We start from the raw sequence: 18,947 nt of genomic DNA, 5'->3' as shown, positions 1-18,947 counted from the left end.
GCGGCCTCAAGCGGCGGCAAGGGCCGCGTGGGCCACCACCTCGCCCAGCGCCAGCGAAGCCGTGAGCCCGGGCGATTCGATGCCGAACAACTGCACCAGGCCCGCCACGCCGTGCTCGCACGGCCGCAGGATCATGAAGTCGGCGGCCGGCTCGCCCGGCCCGTGGATCTTGGGCCGGATGCCGCTGTACGCGGGCTGCAGAGCATCGTCGGGCAGATCGGGCCAATAGCGCCGGATCTCGGCATAGAACGCCTGGGCGCGCTCCGGCGCCACCCGGTAGTCCAGCCGGCCCTGGCCATCCGGCTCCACCCACTCCACATCGGGGCCGAAGCGCGCCTGCCCTGCGAGGTCCAGCGTCAGGTGCACGCCCAATCCCGCCGCCTCGGGGATAGGATAGATCAGCCGCGAGAACGGCGCCTTGCGTGCCAGCGCGTAGTAGTTGCCCTTGGCGTAGTAGGCCCGCGGGGTCAGATGCTGCGGCCATCCCTCGATCCGGCCGGCCAGAGCGCAGGCGTCCAGGCCGGCCGCATTGACGAAGACGCGCGCTCCCAGCTCCATCGGTGACTCGCCGCCCGTCTGCACGATGAAACCGTCGCCCGTGCACCTGACGGCCTGCACCGGAGAGGCCAGCGCCACTGCACCGCCAGCCGCATCGAGGTCCCCGAGCAGCGCCAGCATCAGTCCATGGCTGTCGACGATGCCGGTCGAGGGCGACCACACCGCCGCCACACAACGCAGCGCCGGCTCCCGGTCGCGCACCTGCGGTCCGTCCATCCATTCCAGATCGTGGACGCCGTTGGCCTCGCCTCGCGCGAGGATGTCGCGCAGGGCGGGCACTTGGGCCTGCGAGGTGGCGACGATCAGCTTGCCGCACCGGCGGTGCTCCACGCCTCGCTCGTCGCAATACGCGTACAGGCGCCGCTTGCCCTCGACGCACAGGCGCGCTTTCCAGGAGCCCGCGGGGTAGTAGATCCCGGCGTGGATCACCTCGCTGTTGCGGGAGCTGGTCCCCGAGCCGATCGCCGTCTCGCGCTCGAGCACCACCGTTTCCAGTCCCCGCTGTGCCAACGCCCGGCCCACCGCCAGGCCGACCACGCCGGCCCCCGCGACGAGCGCGTCCACCCGTTCCATCATCGCCCCCTCAGATGCGCCGCGGGTCGAAGCCCAGCAGGTGTTCGATCAGCGCGCGCAAGTCGCGTTGCAGGCGCTCGAAGCCTTCGTGCAGTTCGAGCGTGCCCTCGTCCATGTAGAGCCGCCGGTTCACCTCGATCTGGATGGAATGCCGGTGCTCCGAGGGCCGGCCGTACCGGCGCACGAGCTCGACGCCCTTGTAAGGGTGGTTGACCGCGACCTCGTACCCGCGCGACGACAGGAACTGCGCAATCGATGCGGTGAGCGCCGAGGCCGCCGTGGTGCCGTCGCGGTCGCCGAGCACGACATCTGGATGCCTCTCACCCGGGAACTCCGTGGCGTACTCGGCTGCGACCGAGGGCATGGAATGGCAGTTGAGATGCACGCAGTAGCCATGACGGTCGTACGCCGCGTCGAGAGCCGTTCGCACCGCCTCATGGTAGGGGTACCAGCAGCGCTCGATGCGCCGCAGGACCTCCTCCACCGACAGGCGACGGCCATAGATGGGGGTGCCGTCGTCCGTGCATCGCCAGACCAGCCCCTTGCCGAGCCGCACCTTGCTGCCCTGGGAAACCGGATGAGGCCACGCTCCTTCGATCAGCTCCGTGTCGAACTCCTCCAGCGCCCGGTTCACATCCACGTAGCTGCGCGGAAAGTGCGCCTCGACCCAGGACACACCGAGCTCCGAGGCGAAGGCGTAGAGCTTTTCGACATGGGTGTCCTCCGCCATGCGCAGGACCGCCAGGTCGCAGGCATGGCCGAAGTCCTCGGGATACCATGTGCCGCTGTGCGGCGAATCGAGCACCAGCGCGGTGGTGCCCAGTCGGCTGGTCACGTACTGCATGACGGGATTCTGCGGCAACTGATCGCCGGTGCCCGTTGCGGGTTGCACGCAGGGCGCCGCGCGGGCACGGCACCGGATCGTACCCTTCGCTATGCCGGCACTGCGGCTTTGGAGACGTACCAGCCGATCGCCTCACGCAAGCCCTGTTGAACGGTGTGCGTGGGTGCATAGCCGAGCAGGCGACGGGCCTTGCCGATGTCGGCCAGCGAATGGCGCACGTCGCCCGGGCGGAAGTCGGCGTACTCGGGCGGGCGTATGCGAAGGTCGGAGCGAACGCCTCCCAGGGCCCCGGCGATCAACTCGTGCAACTGGTTGAGCGTCGTCCGCTCGCCGACAGCGACGTTGTAGACCTGATTGACGGCCTGCGGGTTGTCGGTCAGCGCGGCGCGCAGGTTCGCCTGCACGGCGTTGGCGACGAAGCAGAAGTCCCGCGAGGTCTCGCCGTCGCCATTGATGACGCTGCGCTTGTTCGACAGCATCTCCGCCACCCAGCGGGGGATCACGGCCGCGTAGGCGCCGTTCGGGTCCTGCCGCGGGCCGAAGACGTTGAAGTACCGCAGCCCGATCGTCTCGATGCCATAGCAGCGCGAGAACACCTCGGCGTAGAGCTCGTTGAGGTACTTGGTCACCGCATAGGGCGACAGCGGGCGGCCGATCCTGTCCTCCACCTTGGGCAGCGTGAGGGAGTCGCCGTAGGTCGAACTGGAGGCGGCATAGACGAAGCGCCGGACGTTCGCCTCGCAGGCGGCTGCCAGCAGATTCACGAAACCCGTGGCATTGGAACGATGCGTGGCCAGGGGGTCCTTGATCGAGCGCGGCACCGAGCCGAGCGCCGCCTGATGGAGCACGATCGAGGCCCCTTCGCAGGCGTGCCGGCACACCTCGGGGTCGGCGATGTCGCCTTCGATGAAGGTGTGGCGGCTCCATGCTTCTTCACCGACCGCCTCGCGCACTTCCTCCAGATTGGCCCGGTGGCCGGTGGAGAAGTTGTCGAGGCTGGTCACGGTCTGACCGTGACGCAGCAAGACCTCCAGCAGGTGCGACCCGATGAAGCCCGCGCTTCCCGTCAGCAGCCATCGACGGGGGCGGACCCTCAGCACCACGGTGATTTCGTCCAGGCTCATAGCCGCCACACATGAACGCCGTGGGCGCGAAGGGCCTGCGCGTCCGCCGTGCACTTGACATCCACGTACAGGCCGCCTTGACACAGCTTGGCCAAGTAATCGGTGATGGGCCGCTCGGTCAGCTGACGGTGAGGAACCGCCGCCACGATGGCATTCGCCTTCGGCAGGTGCTCCCACTGGATGAGCTCGACGCCGTACTCGTGCCAGGCCTCGCGGGGCGAGGCGAGGGGGTCGTGCACATGCACGGTCACCCCGTAGGTCTCCAGCTCCCGCACCACGTCGATCACCCGGGAGTTCCTGAGGTCCGGGCAGTTCTCCTTGAACGTCAATCCCAGCACGATGACGTGAGAGCCCTTGACCGCGAAGCCGCGTTGGATCAGCGTCTTGACCGTCTGCTCCGCGATGTACTTGCCCATCCCATCGTTGATGCGGCGGCCCGCGAGGATCACCTGAGGGTTGTAGCCCAGGCGCTCGGCCTTGTGCGTCAAGTAGTAAGGGTCGACGCCGATGCAATGCCCGCCGACGAGCCCCGGACGGAACGGCAGGAAGTTCCACTTGGTGCCCGCCGCCTCGAGCACCTCGTGCGTGTCGATGCCGATGCGGTGGAAGATGAGCGCCAACTCGTTGACGAGCGCTATGTTGAGGTCCCGCTGGGTGTTCTCGATCACCTTGGCCGCTTCTGCGACCTTGATGCTGCTGGCCCGATAGACGCCGGCCGTGACCACGGCGCTGTACATCTGTGCCACCTGCTCCAGAGTCTGCGGGGTGTCCCCCGAAACGACCTTGACGATCGTCGTGAGGGTGTGTTCCTTGTCGCCCGGGTTGATGCGCTCGGGCGAATAGCCGACGAAGAAGTCCTGCTTCCAGCGCATGCCCGATTCGCGCTCGATGATCGGAATGCAGACTTCCTCTGTTGCACCTGGATACACGGTGGACTCGAAGACGACGATCGCGCCGGGCTTGAGATTGCGTCCGACCGTGGTGCTGGCACCGACGAGCGGTGAGAGATCGGGGATGTGAGCATCGTCCACCGGTGTGGGCACCGCGACGACGATGAAATCCGCCTCGCGCAGAGCCGCCGGATCGGTGGTGGGTTCGAGAAGTTTCGCTTCCTTGAGGTCTTCGGTGCTCACCTCACCCGTCGGGTCCACGTGGCGCCGATACGCATCGATCTTCTCGGGGGACAGATCCAAGCCGATCGTGCGGAACTTCTTTCCGAACTCCACGGCCAGAGGCAGCCCCACATACCCCAAACCTACGACAGCAACTGTCTTCATCGCTTCTCCATGGCCGCGGTCCGACCGCATCGGAGGGCATGGTCACAGAGCGATGGAGCGACGCCAATCCCCGATTCACGGGTTCTGCCCGGCTCCCCGAGGCTCACCGGATGTGACCGCGCGCACGAGCCGCACGATCTCGTCAGGTGGCACCGCGGGAACGCGAAGCTGCCACGTGCCGTTCAACAGATCGATCAGCGAAGCGGCCCACATCGCGTTCCACGCCGTACCCGCGTGTCCGTCGGCCAGCACCGCGTTGGACGGCTCGTCGCCGGAGGTGTTCGCCACACGCAGCCCAGGTCCCAGCGCCACCGCCCGGTAGGCGGGCGCTCCGGCACCGTCGCGCCCACCCCAGCGCGCCGCGAACCAGGAGCGCTCGTCGAAGAACACCGCGGGGCCGAAACGAAGCGTCATCGCCTGCAGGCCGTGGTCGAAACGGTCGAGGGCCCGGGCGATCCGCTCTTGAGCCACCGGGTCCTGCCAGCGATCGGAGAAGCGGGCCCAGTGCGCGTTGTTGAAAATCCCCACCAGGACCAACCGAACCTGCGGGTGCCGGGACCGCACGAGGCCCACCGCCTCCTCGATGTGCCGCAAGCACGCCTCGACCACCGCGTCAGAACGCGAGCCGACGGGATCGCTGGCAAAGGCATCGAGGGCCTCGCGCGTGCCGAGGTCATTGATGCCGATGCGAACCACGACGACGCCGCGCGACCAGCGCTCTCGGTCGGAGGCGAGCAGATCAAGAAGGTGCTGGGTCTGCCGACCTCCCCCTCGCGTGAGGTCGTCGCAGCCGGCGCCGGCATAGGCGAAGTTGTGCAGGTAGTCTTCCTTGCGCGGCTGTCGCAGACTGAGGCCGAGCCACCGCGCCGCCCGGCCGATCGGCACCGGCACGCCCCACACGCCCCACGGGCCGAGATCGAGGTGGCCGGGCCTGAGGCGGCTCACCGCTTCGGTCCACTGCAAGGACGAGGCGCGGTACCGGCCCCCGCGAAGGTCCGAATCGCGCGGGAACGACAAGCTGTCGCCGTAAGAGTGGCTGTCCGAATCGCCGAGCACAGCCAGCGGTGTCGCACCCGCTCCGGGCTGCTGCCACCGCACGCCGCTTCCGCCAGAGCCGACCGCCAGCACTGCCAACAGGGCCAGGGTCAAAGCGAGGAGCGCTGCTCCCGCGAGCCCGCCGACGCGCAAGCGCTCGCCCGTCCACCGTTCGCTCATGCACGCAGTATCCCCGCCTCGGCCGTCGCTCCAAGCACCCATTCAGGGGGCGCCCCCCTCACTCATTTGAGGGGCCAAGAGGAATGCCCCCCCTCGCATAATCGCTCGACCACTCGAACTCGCGCTGCTGGGCACCGCGCCGCGGAAGCGGTTTCGAGCCACTGCCTGCCGCATCGCCTGAACGGAGCCGCCATGAACCAGCCACGCCTCGAGGAAGGATGCGACATGCAGGACCACCGTCCTCCACCCTTGCTCGATCACTGGCTCGAACGCGCTTGCCTGGAATGGCCCGAGCGGGTGGCGGTGCAGTGGGCGACAGAGCAATGCACGTACCGCGAGTTGTCCAAGCTCGTCCAAGAGCGGCTCTCGCAGCTTCGGTCTTGCGGCATCGTTCCCGGCGACCGGGTGGGCATCGCGGCCACCCGCAGCCTGCGCACGATCGTCGACATCCTGGCGACGGTGCGCGCGGGGGCGGCCTACGTGCCGCTGGACCTCGCCTACCCGGCCGAGCGTCTGCAAGCCATGCTCGCGGAAGCGTCCCCCCGGCTCGTGCTGGGCGACCCGGCCCAGTTGGATGTTCTCTACGAGGCGGGCCTGCGACCCGAGGACGGTCGCCTCGACCCCGCGGCTTCCGGAACGGGCCCGCGCCCGTACGCAGCCGCCTCGGATCTCACCTACGTGCTGTTCACCTCGGGGTCCACCGGCAAGCCCAAGGGCGTCGCGATGGGGTCTGTGCCGCTGCGCCACCTGATCGCGTGGCATGCCTCGCACCCGCGTCTCGGTCGAGCGGCCGTCACGCTGCAGTTCGCGCCCCTGTCTTTCGACGTCCACTTTCAGGAGATCTACTCGACCATCGCGTGCGGAGGAACGCTCGTCCTGCTCGAGGAAACGCATCGCCTCGATCCGGCTCTGCTCGTGGCCGCACTGCGCAGGCACAAGGTCGAGCGGATCTTCCTGCCCTACGTGGCGCTGCAGATGATCGCCGGCGAGGCAGGATCGTCCCCTGCCCTTTCGCTGCAGGACGTGATCAGCGCCGGGGAACAGTTGCAGATCACCCCGGTGATCCGGGCCTTGTTCCGACAACTGCCGGGGGCGGTGCTGCACAACCACTATGGCCCCACCGAGAGCCACGTGGTCACGGCCTACGAGCTCAGCGGGCCCGCGGAGGGCTGGCCCGACATACCGCCGATCGGCTCGCCGCTGCCCCATGTGCGGTTGGCGTTGCGCGACCCGGACAGCGGCGCACCGACCGGCGACGACATCGGAGAACTGCTGCTCGGCGGGCAGGCCTTGGCCCACGGCTATCTGGGACGCGAGGACCTGAGCCGAGAGCGCTTCCGCGATGACATACCTGGATTGCCGGGCGTCTGGTACACCACGGGGGATCTCGTGCGCCGCCGGGGTGGGCAGGACGGCTACATCTACCTCGGCCGCACCGACCAGCAACTGAAGGTCGATGGCTTCCGCATCGAGCCTGGGGAAACCGAGATCGCGCTCATGGCGCATCCGGGCGTCCGAGAGGCCGTCGTCACCGCGCCCGACATTCCGGGCGTCGGCAAGCAACTGGTCGCGCACCTCGTGCTCAAGCCTGAACACGATCTGCCCACAAGCACGATCGATTCCGAGCTGCGCTCCTTCCTGCGCGAGAGGCTGCCCGAGTACATGGTGCCCGTTCGGTACGTCGTGCTCGACCGGTTGCCGACGACCCCCAGCGGCAAGATCGACAGGAAGCGGCTGCCATTGCCCGGACCTGCTGGTGCCTCGCCGAGCTCAGAGGATGCCGCCGCCTTTGCCGCCTCGGTCTGGAAGGAGCTGCTCGGGCTGAAGGAACTGCCGGCCGATGCGAATCTCTTCGAGCTCGGTGCCAAGTCGCTGCTCGTACTTCGCTTCGTTGCGCGTTTGAAAGAAGCAGGCATTCGCGGCATTGGGGTCGCCGACGTATACGACCGACCGACGATGCGCGGCCTGGAGTCGCTGCTGTCGAACAAGACCGATCCCCGCACCGACCGCGGAACAGGACGCTCCCCCCGCGCCACCGCCGGAATCGCCATCGTCGGCATGGCGGTGCGCACCGCCGGTGCCTGCGACGTCGATGAGTTCTGGAAGAACCTGCTGGCAGGAAGAGAAGGAATCCGGCACTTCGCGCCCGAGGAGATCGACCCCAGCGTTCCCGCCGAGATGCGGTTGCGGACGAACTTCGTGCCGGCCCGAGGGGTGATCGAGGATCCGGGTCGATTCGATGCGGCCTTCTTCGGCGTGTCGGCGAGAGAAGCCGTCGTCCTCGACCCTCAGCAGAGGCTGCTGCTCGAACTGGCTTGGGCTGCACTGGAGCACGCCTCGATCGATCCGTCTGCCAGCGATGCGCGCATCGGGGTCTATGCGGGCGTCGCCAACAACAGCTACATCGCCGCACTCAAAGAGGAGCGTCCCGAACTCGTCCAACAGCTGGGCGACTTCGCCTCCATGCTGGCCAGCGAGAAGGACTACGTGGCCACGCGCATCGCCCACCGCCTCAACTTGAGGGGGCCGGCCGTCAGCGTGCACACCGCCTGCTCCACGGGCCTGGTGGCGGTGGTGCAGGCCTGGCACGCGCTGGCCAGCGGACAGTGCGATGTCGCGCTGGCCGGCGGAGCGACGGTCCTGGTGCCCCAGGAAGCGGGCTATCTCCACGTCGAAGGGGGGATGGAATCCGCCGACGGGCACTGTCGCCCGTTCGATGCGAACGCGAGCGGCACGGTGTTCGCGAGCGGCGCAGGCATGGTGGTGCTCAAACGCCTCGAAGACGCCGTCGCCGAGGGCGACACCATCTACGCTGTCATACGCGGGGTGGGTCTGAACAACGACGGGGGCGACAAGGCGAGCTTCACCGCGCCCAGCGTGACCGGCCAGGCCGGCGCGATCCGCATGGCGCTGGAGCACGCACAGCTCAACGCCCGCAGCATCGGCTACGTGGAAGCGCACGGCACGGGCACCGCGTTGGGCGACCCCATCGAGATCGCCGCACTGACGCAGGCCTGGGGGGCCGACACCGCGGACAAGCAGTTCTGCCTCATCGGCTCGTTGAAGAGCAACCTCGGTCACACGATCGCAGCCGCCGGCGTGCTCGGACTGATCAAGACCGCGCTGTCGCTCCACCACGAGGTCATTCCCGCCACGCTGCACTTCCGCCGTCCCAATCCCCAGATCGATTTCTCGTCCACACCGTTCGAGGTCGCCGCGCTCAACACACCTTGGCCTCGCTCCGCGGTGCCCCGACGAGCGGCGGTGAGTTCGTTCGGCGTGGGCGGAACGAACGCCCATGCGGTGCTGGAGGAAGCCCCCTTGCGCGAAACCGTGGCCCGGCGCGAACCGCAGGAACCGGTCATCCTGCCTTTGTCGGCCCGCACCCCTTCCGCGGTGCTACGGCGGGCACGCGATCTCGCCGCCTATCTGGAGGGTCACCCCGACGTTGCACTGCAGGAGGTGCTGGCCACGCTCACCCTCGGCCGCCGGCCCATGAACCACCGCGCTGCGGTGGTGGCGAGCGACGCGCTCGGGGCGGCGCGTGCCTTGCGCGGCGTGAGCAGCGCGACCGCCTGCCTGCCCAGCCCTCGGGTGGTCTTTCTCTTTCCCGGACAGGGCTCGCAGCATCCCGGCATGGCGCGCGGCCTGTACGAGCAGGTGCCGGCCTTCCGGGAGGCGCTCGACCGGTGTTGCGAGTTGTCGGCACCCTTGCTCGGAACGGATCTGCGCCCCTGGCTGGTCCACTGCCCCCCTGACGACGCCGCCGCCTCCGAGCTGCTGGCCGAAACGCGGTACGCGCAACCTGCGCTTTTTGCGATGTCCTACGCTCTGGCTTGCTGGCTCGACTCGCTCGGTGTGCGGCCCCAGAGCATGATCGGCCACAGCATCGGCGAGTACGCCGCGGCCTGCGTGGCCGGCGTCATGACGACGGAGGAGGCGGTGGCCGCCGTGGTCGCGCGAGGCGAGGCGATGTTCGGCCAGCCGCGCGGCGCGATGCTCGCCGTGCGCGCCCCTGCCGACGTCCTGGCGCCGATGCTGCCTTCCAGTGTGGAGATCGCCGCGCGCAACGCCCCCGCGCTGACGGTGCTGGCCGGCAGCCTGGACGCCGTCGAGGACTTGGCGCAGCAGCTCGAAGCGCAAGGGATCGGAGCCACGCGCCTCAAGGTGTCTCATGCCTTCCACAGCGCCTCGATGGAAGGCGCGTTGGACTCGGTCAGGCAGGCGCTCGGTCGGTGTCGTCTGCGCGCGCCTCGCTTGCCGCTGTACTCCTGCGCCAGCGGTGCGCTGCTGACGGACGAAGAGGCGGTGAACCCCGACTATTGGGCACGGCAGGTCCGCGCGCCGGTCCAATTCAGCACGGCTGTCGAGAGTGAGCTCGCTCGCGGTCCGTGCGTGTTCGTGGAGGTCGGAGCAGGACAGGCTCTTGCCGCACTCGTACGCCAACACCGGGGCCGCGAAGGCCAGGCGCCTCAGGTCGTGCCCCTGCTGGGCCGTGCACAGGACACCACGGCCCCCACCGTTCATGCGCTCGAAGCGCTGGCGAAGCTGTGGTGCCTCGGAGTCGGCATCACCTGGCCGGTGCCGCGTTCGGCGCGCCGGATTCCCTTGCCGACCTACCCCTTCGAAGGCGAAGTCCATTGGTTCAAGCGTCCGACCACGCGCGACGCTGGCCCACCCCACGCTGCAGCCGCTCCTGTCGCGGCTCCGATGCAGGCGACCACCACCGTGCGCGGGCCCCTCTGCGCCAACAGCACTCCGACCATGACCCGATTGCCTCTTCTCGAACAGGAACTCCAGCGCATTCTCAGCGACGTCTCGGGCGTGCCCGCCGAGGAGATGGGCGGCACCGCCTGCTTCCTGGATCAAGGGCTCGACTCTCTGTCGCTCACCCAGGCCACACTCGAGATCGAGCGAGTGTTCGGCGTCAAGCTGCGGATGCGCCGATTGATGGAAGACCTCGACACCGTCCCCAAGCTGGCGGTGTTCCTCGACGGACAACTTCCTCCCGATCGCTTCCGGCCCAGCCCGGCTCAGCCCCCCGAGGTCTCGAGCGGGCCCTCCACCCAGCCCGGCCCGACGCCGCACACCCCGGAGGCCGTTCCCCTGCTCTCGCCCACACCCCACAGAGGCACAGCCGCTGTGACCCCGAGCCTTGCGGGCGACGCGAACGCAGCCATCCCCTCGCCAGCGCCGACAGGCATCGGCACCGATGCCCTACACCAGCTCCTCCAACAACAGATGCAGCTGATGTCTCAGCAGCTCGCTCTGCTGGCCGGCCAGGGGCCAGCCCCGGCGGCCCTGGCGCAGCCGCGTGCACAGGCACCGATGCCCGGCAGCGCACCTGCCCCTTCGGCCCAGCCGGTGTCCGCGCCGAAGGAATCGTCCGAGCAGCCTTCGATCACGGCCCTGATCGAGAAACCCTTCGGGGCAGCGGCCCGCATCACCTTGGATGCCAGGCACGACGAGACGCCTGCGCAGCGCAGGTGGCTCGAAGACTTCATTGCCCGCTACAACGCAAGGACCGCGAAGTCGAAGGCGTTCAGTCAGCAGCACCGCCGCCTCATGGCGGATCCCCGGGTGGTCACGGGGTTCAATCCGCTCTGGAAAGACCTCGTCTACCCCATCGTCGTCAACCGCTCGCATGGGGCGCGGCTTTGGGACATCGACGGCAACGAGTACATCGACCTGCTGTCGTGCTTCGGCGCCAACCTGCTCGGCTATCAACCGGCCGGTGTCGTGCAGGCGATGGTCGACCAACTCCAGGCCGGAATCGAGGTGGGCCCTCAGCACCCGTTGTCGGCTGAGGTCGCCCAGCTCATCTCGGAGCTGACCGGCGCAGAACGCGTCGCGTTCTGCAACACCGGGTCGGAGGCCGTGATGGGCGCCATGCGTATCGCTCGCACGGTGACGGGGCGCAAGACGATCGCCATCTTCACCAACTCCTACCACGGCATCTTCGATGAGGTGATCGTTCGCGGCACCAAGCAGCTTCGCTCGGTTTCCGCAGCGCCCGGCATTCTTGCCAGTGCGGTGGAGAACGTCCTCGTGCTGGACTACGACAGCCAGGAATCTCTGCGGGTGCTGCACGAGCGAGGGCACGAACTGGCCGCGATCATGATCGAGCCGATCCAGAACAAGTGCCCCACGCTCCAACCCCGGGAGTTCGTACACCAGTTGCGCCGCATCGCAGACGAGGCAGGCTGCGCGCTGATCTTCGACGAGGTGGTCACCGGGTTCCGTGTCGCGCCGGGTGGCGCGCAGGAGTTCTATGGAGTACGGGCAGACATCTGCACCTACGGGAAGGTGATCGGCGGGGGCCTTCCCCTCGCTGCCATCGCTGGTGCCGCCCGCTGGCTCGATGCCTTGGATGGCGGGTACTGGCAGTACGCAGACGATTCCTATCCTGAAGCGGGCGTGACCTATTTCGCGGGCACGTTCGTCCGCCACCCGCTCGCGCTCGCCGCGGCACGGGCCACGCTGCTGCGCCTCAAGGAGGAGGGCCGCTCGATCTATCGCCGCCTGAACGATCGGACACAGCGCCTCGTCGATCGTCTCAACACGGCGTTCGCCGTTCGAGGGGCTCCGTGCAAGGCCGTCCATTGCGCCTCCCTGTGGCGGCTTTCCTGGGACGAGGGCCAGAAGTACGTCAGCCTGTTCTACTACCTGGTGCGCCATCACGGCCTACACCTGTACGAGCAGTTCGGGCACTTCGTGACGGAGGCGATGGGCGACGAGGAGCTGGACCGCATCTTCACCGTCTTCACGCAGTCGCTCGACGAACTGATGGCGCTCGGCTTCATCCAGCCGCGCGCGGGCTTCCCGCCCCCCGCCGGCCCCCACGACGATGGGCGCGGGTCCCTCCTGGAAGGGCCGCTGACGCCGGGGCAGACCGAACGTTGGCTGGCAGCCGGTTTCGATCCCCACGTGCGCCGTGCGCTCAACGAGTCCTTCTACATCGAGTTGTCGGGAGACGTCGACCTCCCCGCCCTCAAGGCGGCCGTCGCCGACGTGCTGGAGCGCCACGAGGCCTTCCGTCTCAGCTTCGACCTGGACGAACCTCGGCAGAGACTCTCGCCGCCCCGGGCCATGTCGGTGACCGAAGTCGATCTGCGGGGGCAGCCGGATCCTGACGCAGCCCTGGATCGGTTCTGCACCGAGGCGAGCCGACGCGCCTTTCCGCTCGATCAGCCCCCGCTGGCGGCGATCACCTTGCTGCGGCTCGGCGACACGCGGGCGGCCGTCCATCTCGTGACCAGTCACCTCATCCTCGATGGCTGGGCCTCGAGCGTTTTCGTTGCGGAGCTGGGCGCCGCCTACCGGGCGCGAGTCCGCGGCGAGGCACTGCAGCTTCCTGCCGCGGAATCGCCGATCGAGTTCGCCAGGAAAGAGGATGCACGCATGAACGGCCCCGAAGGCGAGGCGTGTCGTGCGTTCTGGTTGCGCTGCCTCGAAGAGGCACCGCCGCCGCTGGCCCTGGGCGATCGCACGCCGCCGTCGCCCCGGCGTTACGAAGCGAACACGCTGCATACCCGCCTCGAAGCTTCGCTGTGCCGACGGCTGCGCGAGCGGGCACGACAACACGCAGCCACGGCGTTCCAGGTGCTGCTCGCAGCCCTCAGTGCGATGTTGTACCGCGTGGGCGGTCAAAACCGCTTCGTGGTTTGCATCCCCTATGCCAGTCAGTCCCTGGACCGCCATGGACCGCTCATGGCGGACGGTGTGCTCGACCTGCCGCTGCTGATCGACTGCGAGGAGACCGACACGGGCGCGTCGCTGCTCGGCCGGGTGCGCTCCCGGCTGATCGATGCACTGCACCATCCCCTCGTGACGCAAGGATCGATCGCCCGCGCGCTGGGACATGCCAGCCCCGGAGACCGCCCTGCTCTGACGGGCATCTTCTTCAACCTCAACCCGAAGGTCGATCTGACCGCCTTTGCCCCGTTGAAAGCAAGGATGCAGGAGGGGCGCAAAGCGGGAATCCTGAGCGAGTTGTTCTTCAATTTCTACGAGAACGACGGCGTCATCACGCTCGATCTCCATTACAGCACGGAGCATTTCAGCCCCGAGCGGGCGAGGTTCCTCGTCGAGTCGTTGGTGGCCTCATGCGAGGCACTCGCCAGTTCGCCGGATGAGCCGCTGGCTCGGGCGCGAGACGACGCGGCCGCGGGGGAGCCGGATTCCGGCCGGCTGCGCGGGCCGGGCTGCCCTGCCGTGGACCCGAGGCTGGTCGCGTGGAACGCGACCGACGCGGAGTTGTCCCACGACGCGAGCGTGGAGCAATGGTTTCGCGACCAGGTACGTCTCGCACCGCAAGCCGTCGCTCTGATCGCCGGGCGGGTCGAGATGACCTATGGGGAGCTGGAGGCCCGATCCAACCGCTTCGCCCACGCGCTGCTCGCCCACGGCGCGGGCCCCGGCACTCGTGTGGGTCTGTGCCTTGGACGGGGGACGGACCTCGTTGCCGCACTGCTCGGCGTGTTGAAGACCGGCGCGGCTTACGTGCCGCTCGACCCGGGCTTTCCACGCGACCGCCTCCTCTACATGGCCGAGGACGCGGGCGTGAAGGTCGTGGTGACCGAGCGGGTACACGCCCACGCGTGCGGAGTTCCGCGCGAACTGCAGCTTCGCATCGACGATGACGCGGACGCGCTCGCGCAGGCGTCGCTCTCGCCGGTGGCTCCACCTCGTGAGCATGCGGGCGACGCCACGGCCTACGTGATCTACACCTCCGGGTCCACGGGAAGGCCCAAGGGGGTGGTCGTGCCCAGGCGTGCAGTGTGCAATTTCCTTGCGAGCATGAAGCGTGAGCCAGGTCTGGGCCGTGACGACAGGCTCCTTGCGGTGACCACGCTGTCCTTCGACATCGCGGTGCTCGAGTTGCTGCTGCCCTTGGTGGTGGGCGCACAGGTCGTCTTGGCCGAACGCGAGGAAGCCATGGACGGCGAGGCGCTCGCACAGTTGATCCAGAAGCACCGCATCACCGTGATGCAAGCCACTCCCACCACCTGGCACCTCCTGCTGGACACGGGCTGGCGGGCTCCCGCGGGGTTCAAGGCGCTGTGCGGCGGTGAGCCTTTGCCTGCCTCGCTCGCCGAGCGCCTGCTGCGCCAGGGTGTGGAGCTGTGGAACATGTACGGCCCGACGGAGACGACCGTCTGGTCGACCGTCGCCCGCATCACCGACGCGAGCCGCAAGATCACCGTGGGCCGGCCCATCGACAACACCCAAGTGTGGGTGGTGGATGCAGGAATGCGCCCTTGTGCCGTGGGTGAGGAAGGCGAGATCTGCATTGGCGGTGCCGGCGTCGCCACCGGCTACTTCAACCGGCCGGAACTCACCGCCGAGAAGTTCGTTCCCGACCCCTTCGCGACCCGCCCCGGCGCTCGCCTGTACCGCACGGGCGATCTCGGCCGCTGGCTGGAAGATGGAACGATCGAGCATCTCGGTCGCCTCGACCATCAGGTGAAGATTCGCGGCTACCGCATCGAGCTCGGCGAGATCGAGGCACAGCTGGAAGCCCTGGACAACGTTCGCCGCGCCGTCGTGAGCGTGCAGGAAGACGCATCCGGGGGTCTGCGGCTCGTCGCCTACGTCATCCCGGGGGATCACACTTCCTTCGACGAGGCGGGCATTCGGGCGGCGCTGAAGACGAACCTTCCCGACTACATGGTGCCGGCTCAGTTCGTCTTGCTGGATCGGTTTCCGTTGCTGCCGAACGGCAAGATCGATCGCAAGGCGCTGCCGGCACCGGCTGGCGGATTGCCGGCCGCTGCGCCGGCCCGCGCGCAACCTGCGGCTGCGACCGCCGAGCAGGCCGTCACCGCAGAGCAGATCGGGCAGATCATGGGAGAGATTCTGGGCCGCGCACCGCTGGAGCCGGATGACCACTTCTTCGAGCTGGGAGGCCACTCTCTGCTCGCGGCCCGTCTGGCTTCCAGGGTCGGCCGGCTCGCGGGTCAACGAGTCCTTTTGAAGACGATCTTTCAGTCCCCCACGCCCCATGCGCTGGCCACTGCGCTGCGATCGGCTCCGTCGGACCAGGCGAGGCAGTTGCCGCCCGTCCTGCCCCGTGCAGATCAGGACACCGCCCCGATGTCGTTGATGCAGCAGAGGCTGTGGTTCCTCGAGCAGCTGAATCCCGGCACGCCCGTGAACAACCTGCCCTCCGCGCATCGGTTGAAGGGCCCGATGAACCTGGCTGCCCTCGAGGCGGCGCTCGCCGGGCTCGTGCAGCGCCAAAGCGCACTTCGCACCTACTTCGAGCGCACGCCAGACGCAGGGGCGGTGCAAAGGGTTCTTCCGTCCCTCGAGGTCCGCCTCCCGTTGGTGGACCTGTCCGGAGTTCCTGCGCAAGAGCGCGAGCAAGTGCTTCAGGAACACATCGCCCGCATGGCGAAGACGCCGATTTCTCTGGAACAGCCACCACTTTTCCGTCTGCAGCTCTTCTGCATGGACGAGCAGGAACACGTGCTGTTCTTCATGGCACACCATGCGATCTGGGACGGATGGTCGTTCGACCTGCTGTACCGTGAGTTGTCCGAACTCTATGCCGCACACTGCGAGGGCAGAGAGCCTCGCCTGCCCCCGCTTTCCGTGACATACGGGGACTATTCGGTTTGGCAGCGCCAGTGGATGCAGGGCGCCGAACTGGCCCGGCAGACCCACTACTGGAAGTCCCAGCTCACTCCTCTGCCGCAGCCGCTGGAGCTTCCATTGGACCGCCCGCGGCCGCCCTCGATGTCGGGCCGTGGCGCTTCGCACCGACACCTGCTTCCTCGCGAGCTGGCAGATCGTCTCCACGCATTCGCACGGCAACGGGGCAAGACGCTGTATGTCGTGCTGTTGGCCGCTTACGGACTGCTGTTGCACCGTATGACGGGGCAGTCGGACTTCGTGGTGGGCACGCCGGTACGAGGCCGCGAGCAGCCTGAGCTCGAACCGGTCATGGGGTTCTTCGTCAACGCTCTTCCCTTGCGCCTTCGCCCCGGCCCGGACCTTTCGTTCAGCCGATGGCTCGACGACGTGCACGACGTCGTGACACAGGCATTCGCATACCCGGAGGTGCCGTTCGAGCATCTGGTACGCGAGCTCAACGTGCCTCGCGACCCGAGCCGGCCGGTGCTCTATCAGTCGATGTTCTCTTTCCAGGACGCGCGAGAGCGTCGGTTGCAGTGGGGAAGGCTGACGCACCAACGCACCGGCATCGGACTGCATGGGGCCTCGGAGGACTTCAGCCTCTGGTGCGTGGAAACACCGGCGGGCATCGAGTGCGCCTACACCTACGCCGCGGACCTCTTCTGCCACGAGACGGTCGTGTCCTTTGCCCTCCGGTTCCAGGACGTGCTGGAGCAGGTGACCGCTGAGGCCGAAACGGCCTCGAGCCGCTACCGCATGCTGGCGCAGGCAGAACAAGATCGCCTGAGCGCTTGGAACGACACCGCCCAGGACGTGAAGCAGGCGTGCGTGCCCACGCTGCTCGCCCCCTCGTTCGAACGCCACGCACGGTCGTGCGCGGTCGCGACTTCGACCGAGCGCTGCTCCTACGCCGATCTCGACGAGAAGTCGAACCGTCTGGCGCACGAGCTGCGCGTGCACGGGGCGGCGCGTGGCTCGCTGGTGGGGCTGTGCCTGCCGCGCGGGCTGGACATGCTGGTCGCTCAGCTGGCCATCCTCAAGTGCGGCGCCGCCTATGTCCCGCTCGATCCGGCCTTCCCCGCCGAGCGCCTGGCCTACATGGCCGACGACGCCCAGCTCGCGCTGCTGGTGACCTCCTCGCCCCTGGCGGGCTTGCTGCCCTGGCCGCGCGAGCGCAGCGTCTTGCTCGACATCGACACCCCTCGCATCGAGCGCCACCCGAGCACGCCGCTGCCCCGCGACGAGCGTTCGGCCCGCCCCGAGGACCCGGCCTATGTGATCTACACCTCCGGCTCCACCGGTCGCCCCAAGGGCGTGGTCGTGCCTCACCGCGCGGTCGTCAACTTCCTGCTCAGCATGGCGCGCGAGCCGGGCCTGGCCCCCTCGGACCGCCTGCTGGCCGTCACCACGCTGTCGTTCGACATCGCCGTGCTGGAGTTGCTGTTGCCCCTGGCCGTGGGCGCTCAGATCGTGATGGCCAGCCGCGACGAGGCCATGGACGGCCAGGCCCTGCATGCGCTGCTGCTGTCCTCGCAGGCCACCGTGATGCAGGCCACGCCTTCGACCTGGCGCATGCTGCTGGAGGCCGGCTGGCAAGGCAGTGCCTCGTTCAAGGCCCTCATCGGCGGTGAGCCGCTGCCGGCGGATCTGGCCGAGCAGTTGCTCGCGCGCACCGGCGAGCTGTGGAACATGTACGGCCCCACCGAGACCACCGTGTGGTCCACCTGTGGTCGCGTCTCGTCGCTGCACTCGGGCATCAGCATCGGGCGGCCCATCGCCAACACGCAGGTGCACATCCTCGACGAGCGCGGCCAGCCCTGCCCCATCGGCGTGCCCGGCGAGATCTGCATCGGCGGGCTGGGGTTGGCCTCGGGCTATTGGCGCCGCCCCGAGCTCACCGCCGAGCGCTTCATCGACGATCCGCAGCGCCCGGGCCACCGGCTCTACCGCACCGGCGACCGCGGCCGCTGGCGTCATGACGGCTGGCTCGAGCACCAGGGGCGGCTGGACTCGCAGGTCAAGCTGCGCGGCTACCGCATCGAGCTCGGCGAGATCGAGGCCCAGCTGGCCTCGCACCCGGGTGTGGCGCGCTGCGTGGTGGCGCTGCGCGAGGACCACCCCGGCGATGCGCGGCTGCTCGCCTATGTGGTGCCCGACGGCCCCGCGCCTCAGCCCGCGGCGTTGCGCGAGCACCTGCGGCGCACTCTGCCCGAGTACATGCTGCCGCAGCACTTCGTCATGCTCGAGGCCATCCCGCTGCTGCCCAACGGCAAGATCGACCGCAAGGCCCTGCCCGCGCCGCCTTCGGCCGCACGCAGCACCGCCGCCGCCTCGCTCGTGCCGCCCACCACCGCCGCCGAGATCGCCATCGCCGAGGTCTGGCAGCGCCTGCTCGGCATCGAGCACGTCAGCTGCTCCGACAACTTCTTCGACCTCGGCGGCCACTCCCTGCTGGCCATGCGCGCCGCCTCCGACATCGAAGCACGCCTCGGCGTGCGCCTGCCCGTGCGACGCCTCATCTTCGAATCCCTCTCTCAGATCGCAGCCGCGTGTGAGATCGAAGAGGAACGCCCCCCGCAAGTCACCGAAGCCAGCCCCGCCTCGCGAGCGGGCTGGCTCAAGCGCGTGCTCACGGCCGTTGCCGGCGACCGCACGCAGGAGGACGTGAAGCAAAGACTGGGATGACCGCCTCACCGCGTGCAGCGCAAGAGAGCAAAC

Annotated in this window: 6 protein-coding genes; 1 reads left to right on the top strand and 5 read right to left on the bottom strand. The window is 68.3% G+C overall.

Annotated features, from left to right (window positions below; all coding sequences use genetic code 11):
- Nucleotides 1–6: 6 nt before the first annotated feature.
- The 5 genes from OMP39_RS06445 to OMP39_RS06425 form a co-directional block, all read right to left on the bottom strand.
- Nucleotides 7–1,134, bottom strand: a complete 1,128-nt coding sequence (locus OMP39_RS06445; protein WP_264894096.1) for an NAD(P)/FAD-dependent oxidoreductase — start codon at nucleotides 1,132–1,134, stop codon at nucleotides 7–9.
- A 7-nt stretch (nucleotides 1,135–1,141) separates the two neighbouring features.
- Complete coding sequence (locus OMP39_RS06440) at nucleotides 1,142–1,975, bottom strand: N-formylglutamate amidohydrolase (RefSeq protein ID WP_264894095.1); 834 nt, start codon at nucleotides 1,973–1,975, stop codon at nucleotides 1,142–1,144.
- 89 nt (nucleotides 1,976–2,064) lie between these two features.
- Nucleotides 2,065–3,099, bottom strand: coding sequence for an SDR family oxidoreductase (locus OMP39_RS06435; RefSeq protein ID WP_264894094.1), 1,035 nt, complete (start codon nucleotides 3,097–3,099; stop codon nucleotides 2,065–2,067).
- Nucleotides 3,096–4,376, bottom strand: coding sequence for a nucleotide sugar dehydrogenase (locus tag OMP39_RS06430; RefSeq protein ID WP_264894092.1), 1,281 nt, complete (start codon nucleotides 4,374–4,376; stop codon nucleotides 3,096–3,098). The genes OMP39_RS06435 and OMP39_RS06430 overlap by 4 nt, the downstream gene beginning before the upstream one ends.
- Before the next feature lie 75 nt (nucleotides 4,377–4,451).
- Nucleotides 4,452–5,591: an SGNH/GDSL hydrolase family protein gene (locus OMP39_RS06425; protein WP_264894091.1), complete on the bottom strand. Its 1,140-nt coding sequence runs from the start codon at nucleotides 5,589–5,591 to the stop codon at nucleotides 4,452–4,454.
- Between the two features lie 192 nt (nucleotides 5,592–5,783).
- Here OMP39_RS06425 and OMP39_RS06420 point away from each other — a divergent pair, with 192 nt between their 5' ends.
- Complete coding sequence (locus OMP39_RS06420; protein WP_264894089.1) at nucleotides 5,784–18,914, top strand: non-ribosomal peptide synthetase/type I polyketide synthase; 13,131 nt, start codon at nucleotides 5,784–5,786, stop codon at nucleotides 18,912–18,914.
- Nucleotides 18,915–18,947 lie beyond the last annotated feature (33 nt).

The organism is Schlegelella aquatica (assembly GCF_026013905.1).
GTDB lineage: Bacteria > Pseudomonadota > Gammaproteobacteria > Burkholderiales > Burkholderiaceae_C > Caldimonas > Caldimonas aquatica.
The sequence above is the reverse complement of the archived record's forward strand: the minus strand, read 5'-3'. Positions and strand labels throughout refer to the sequence as shown.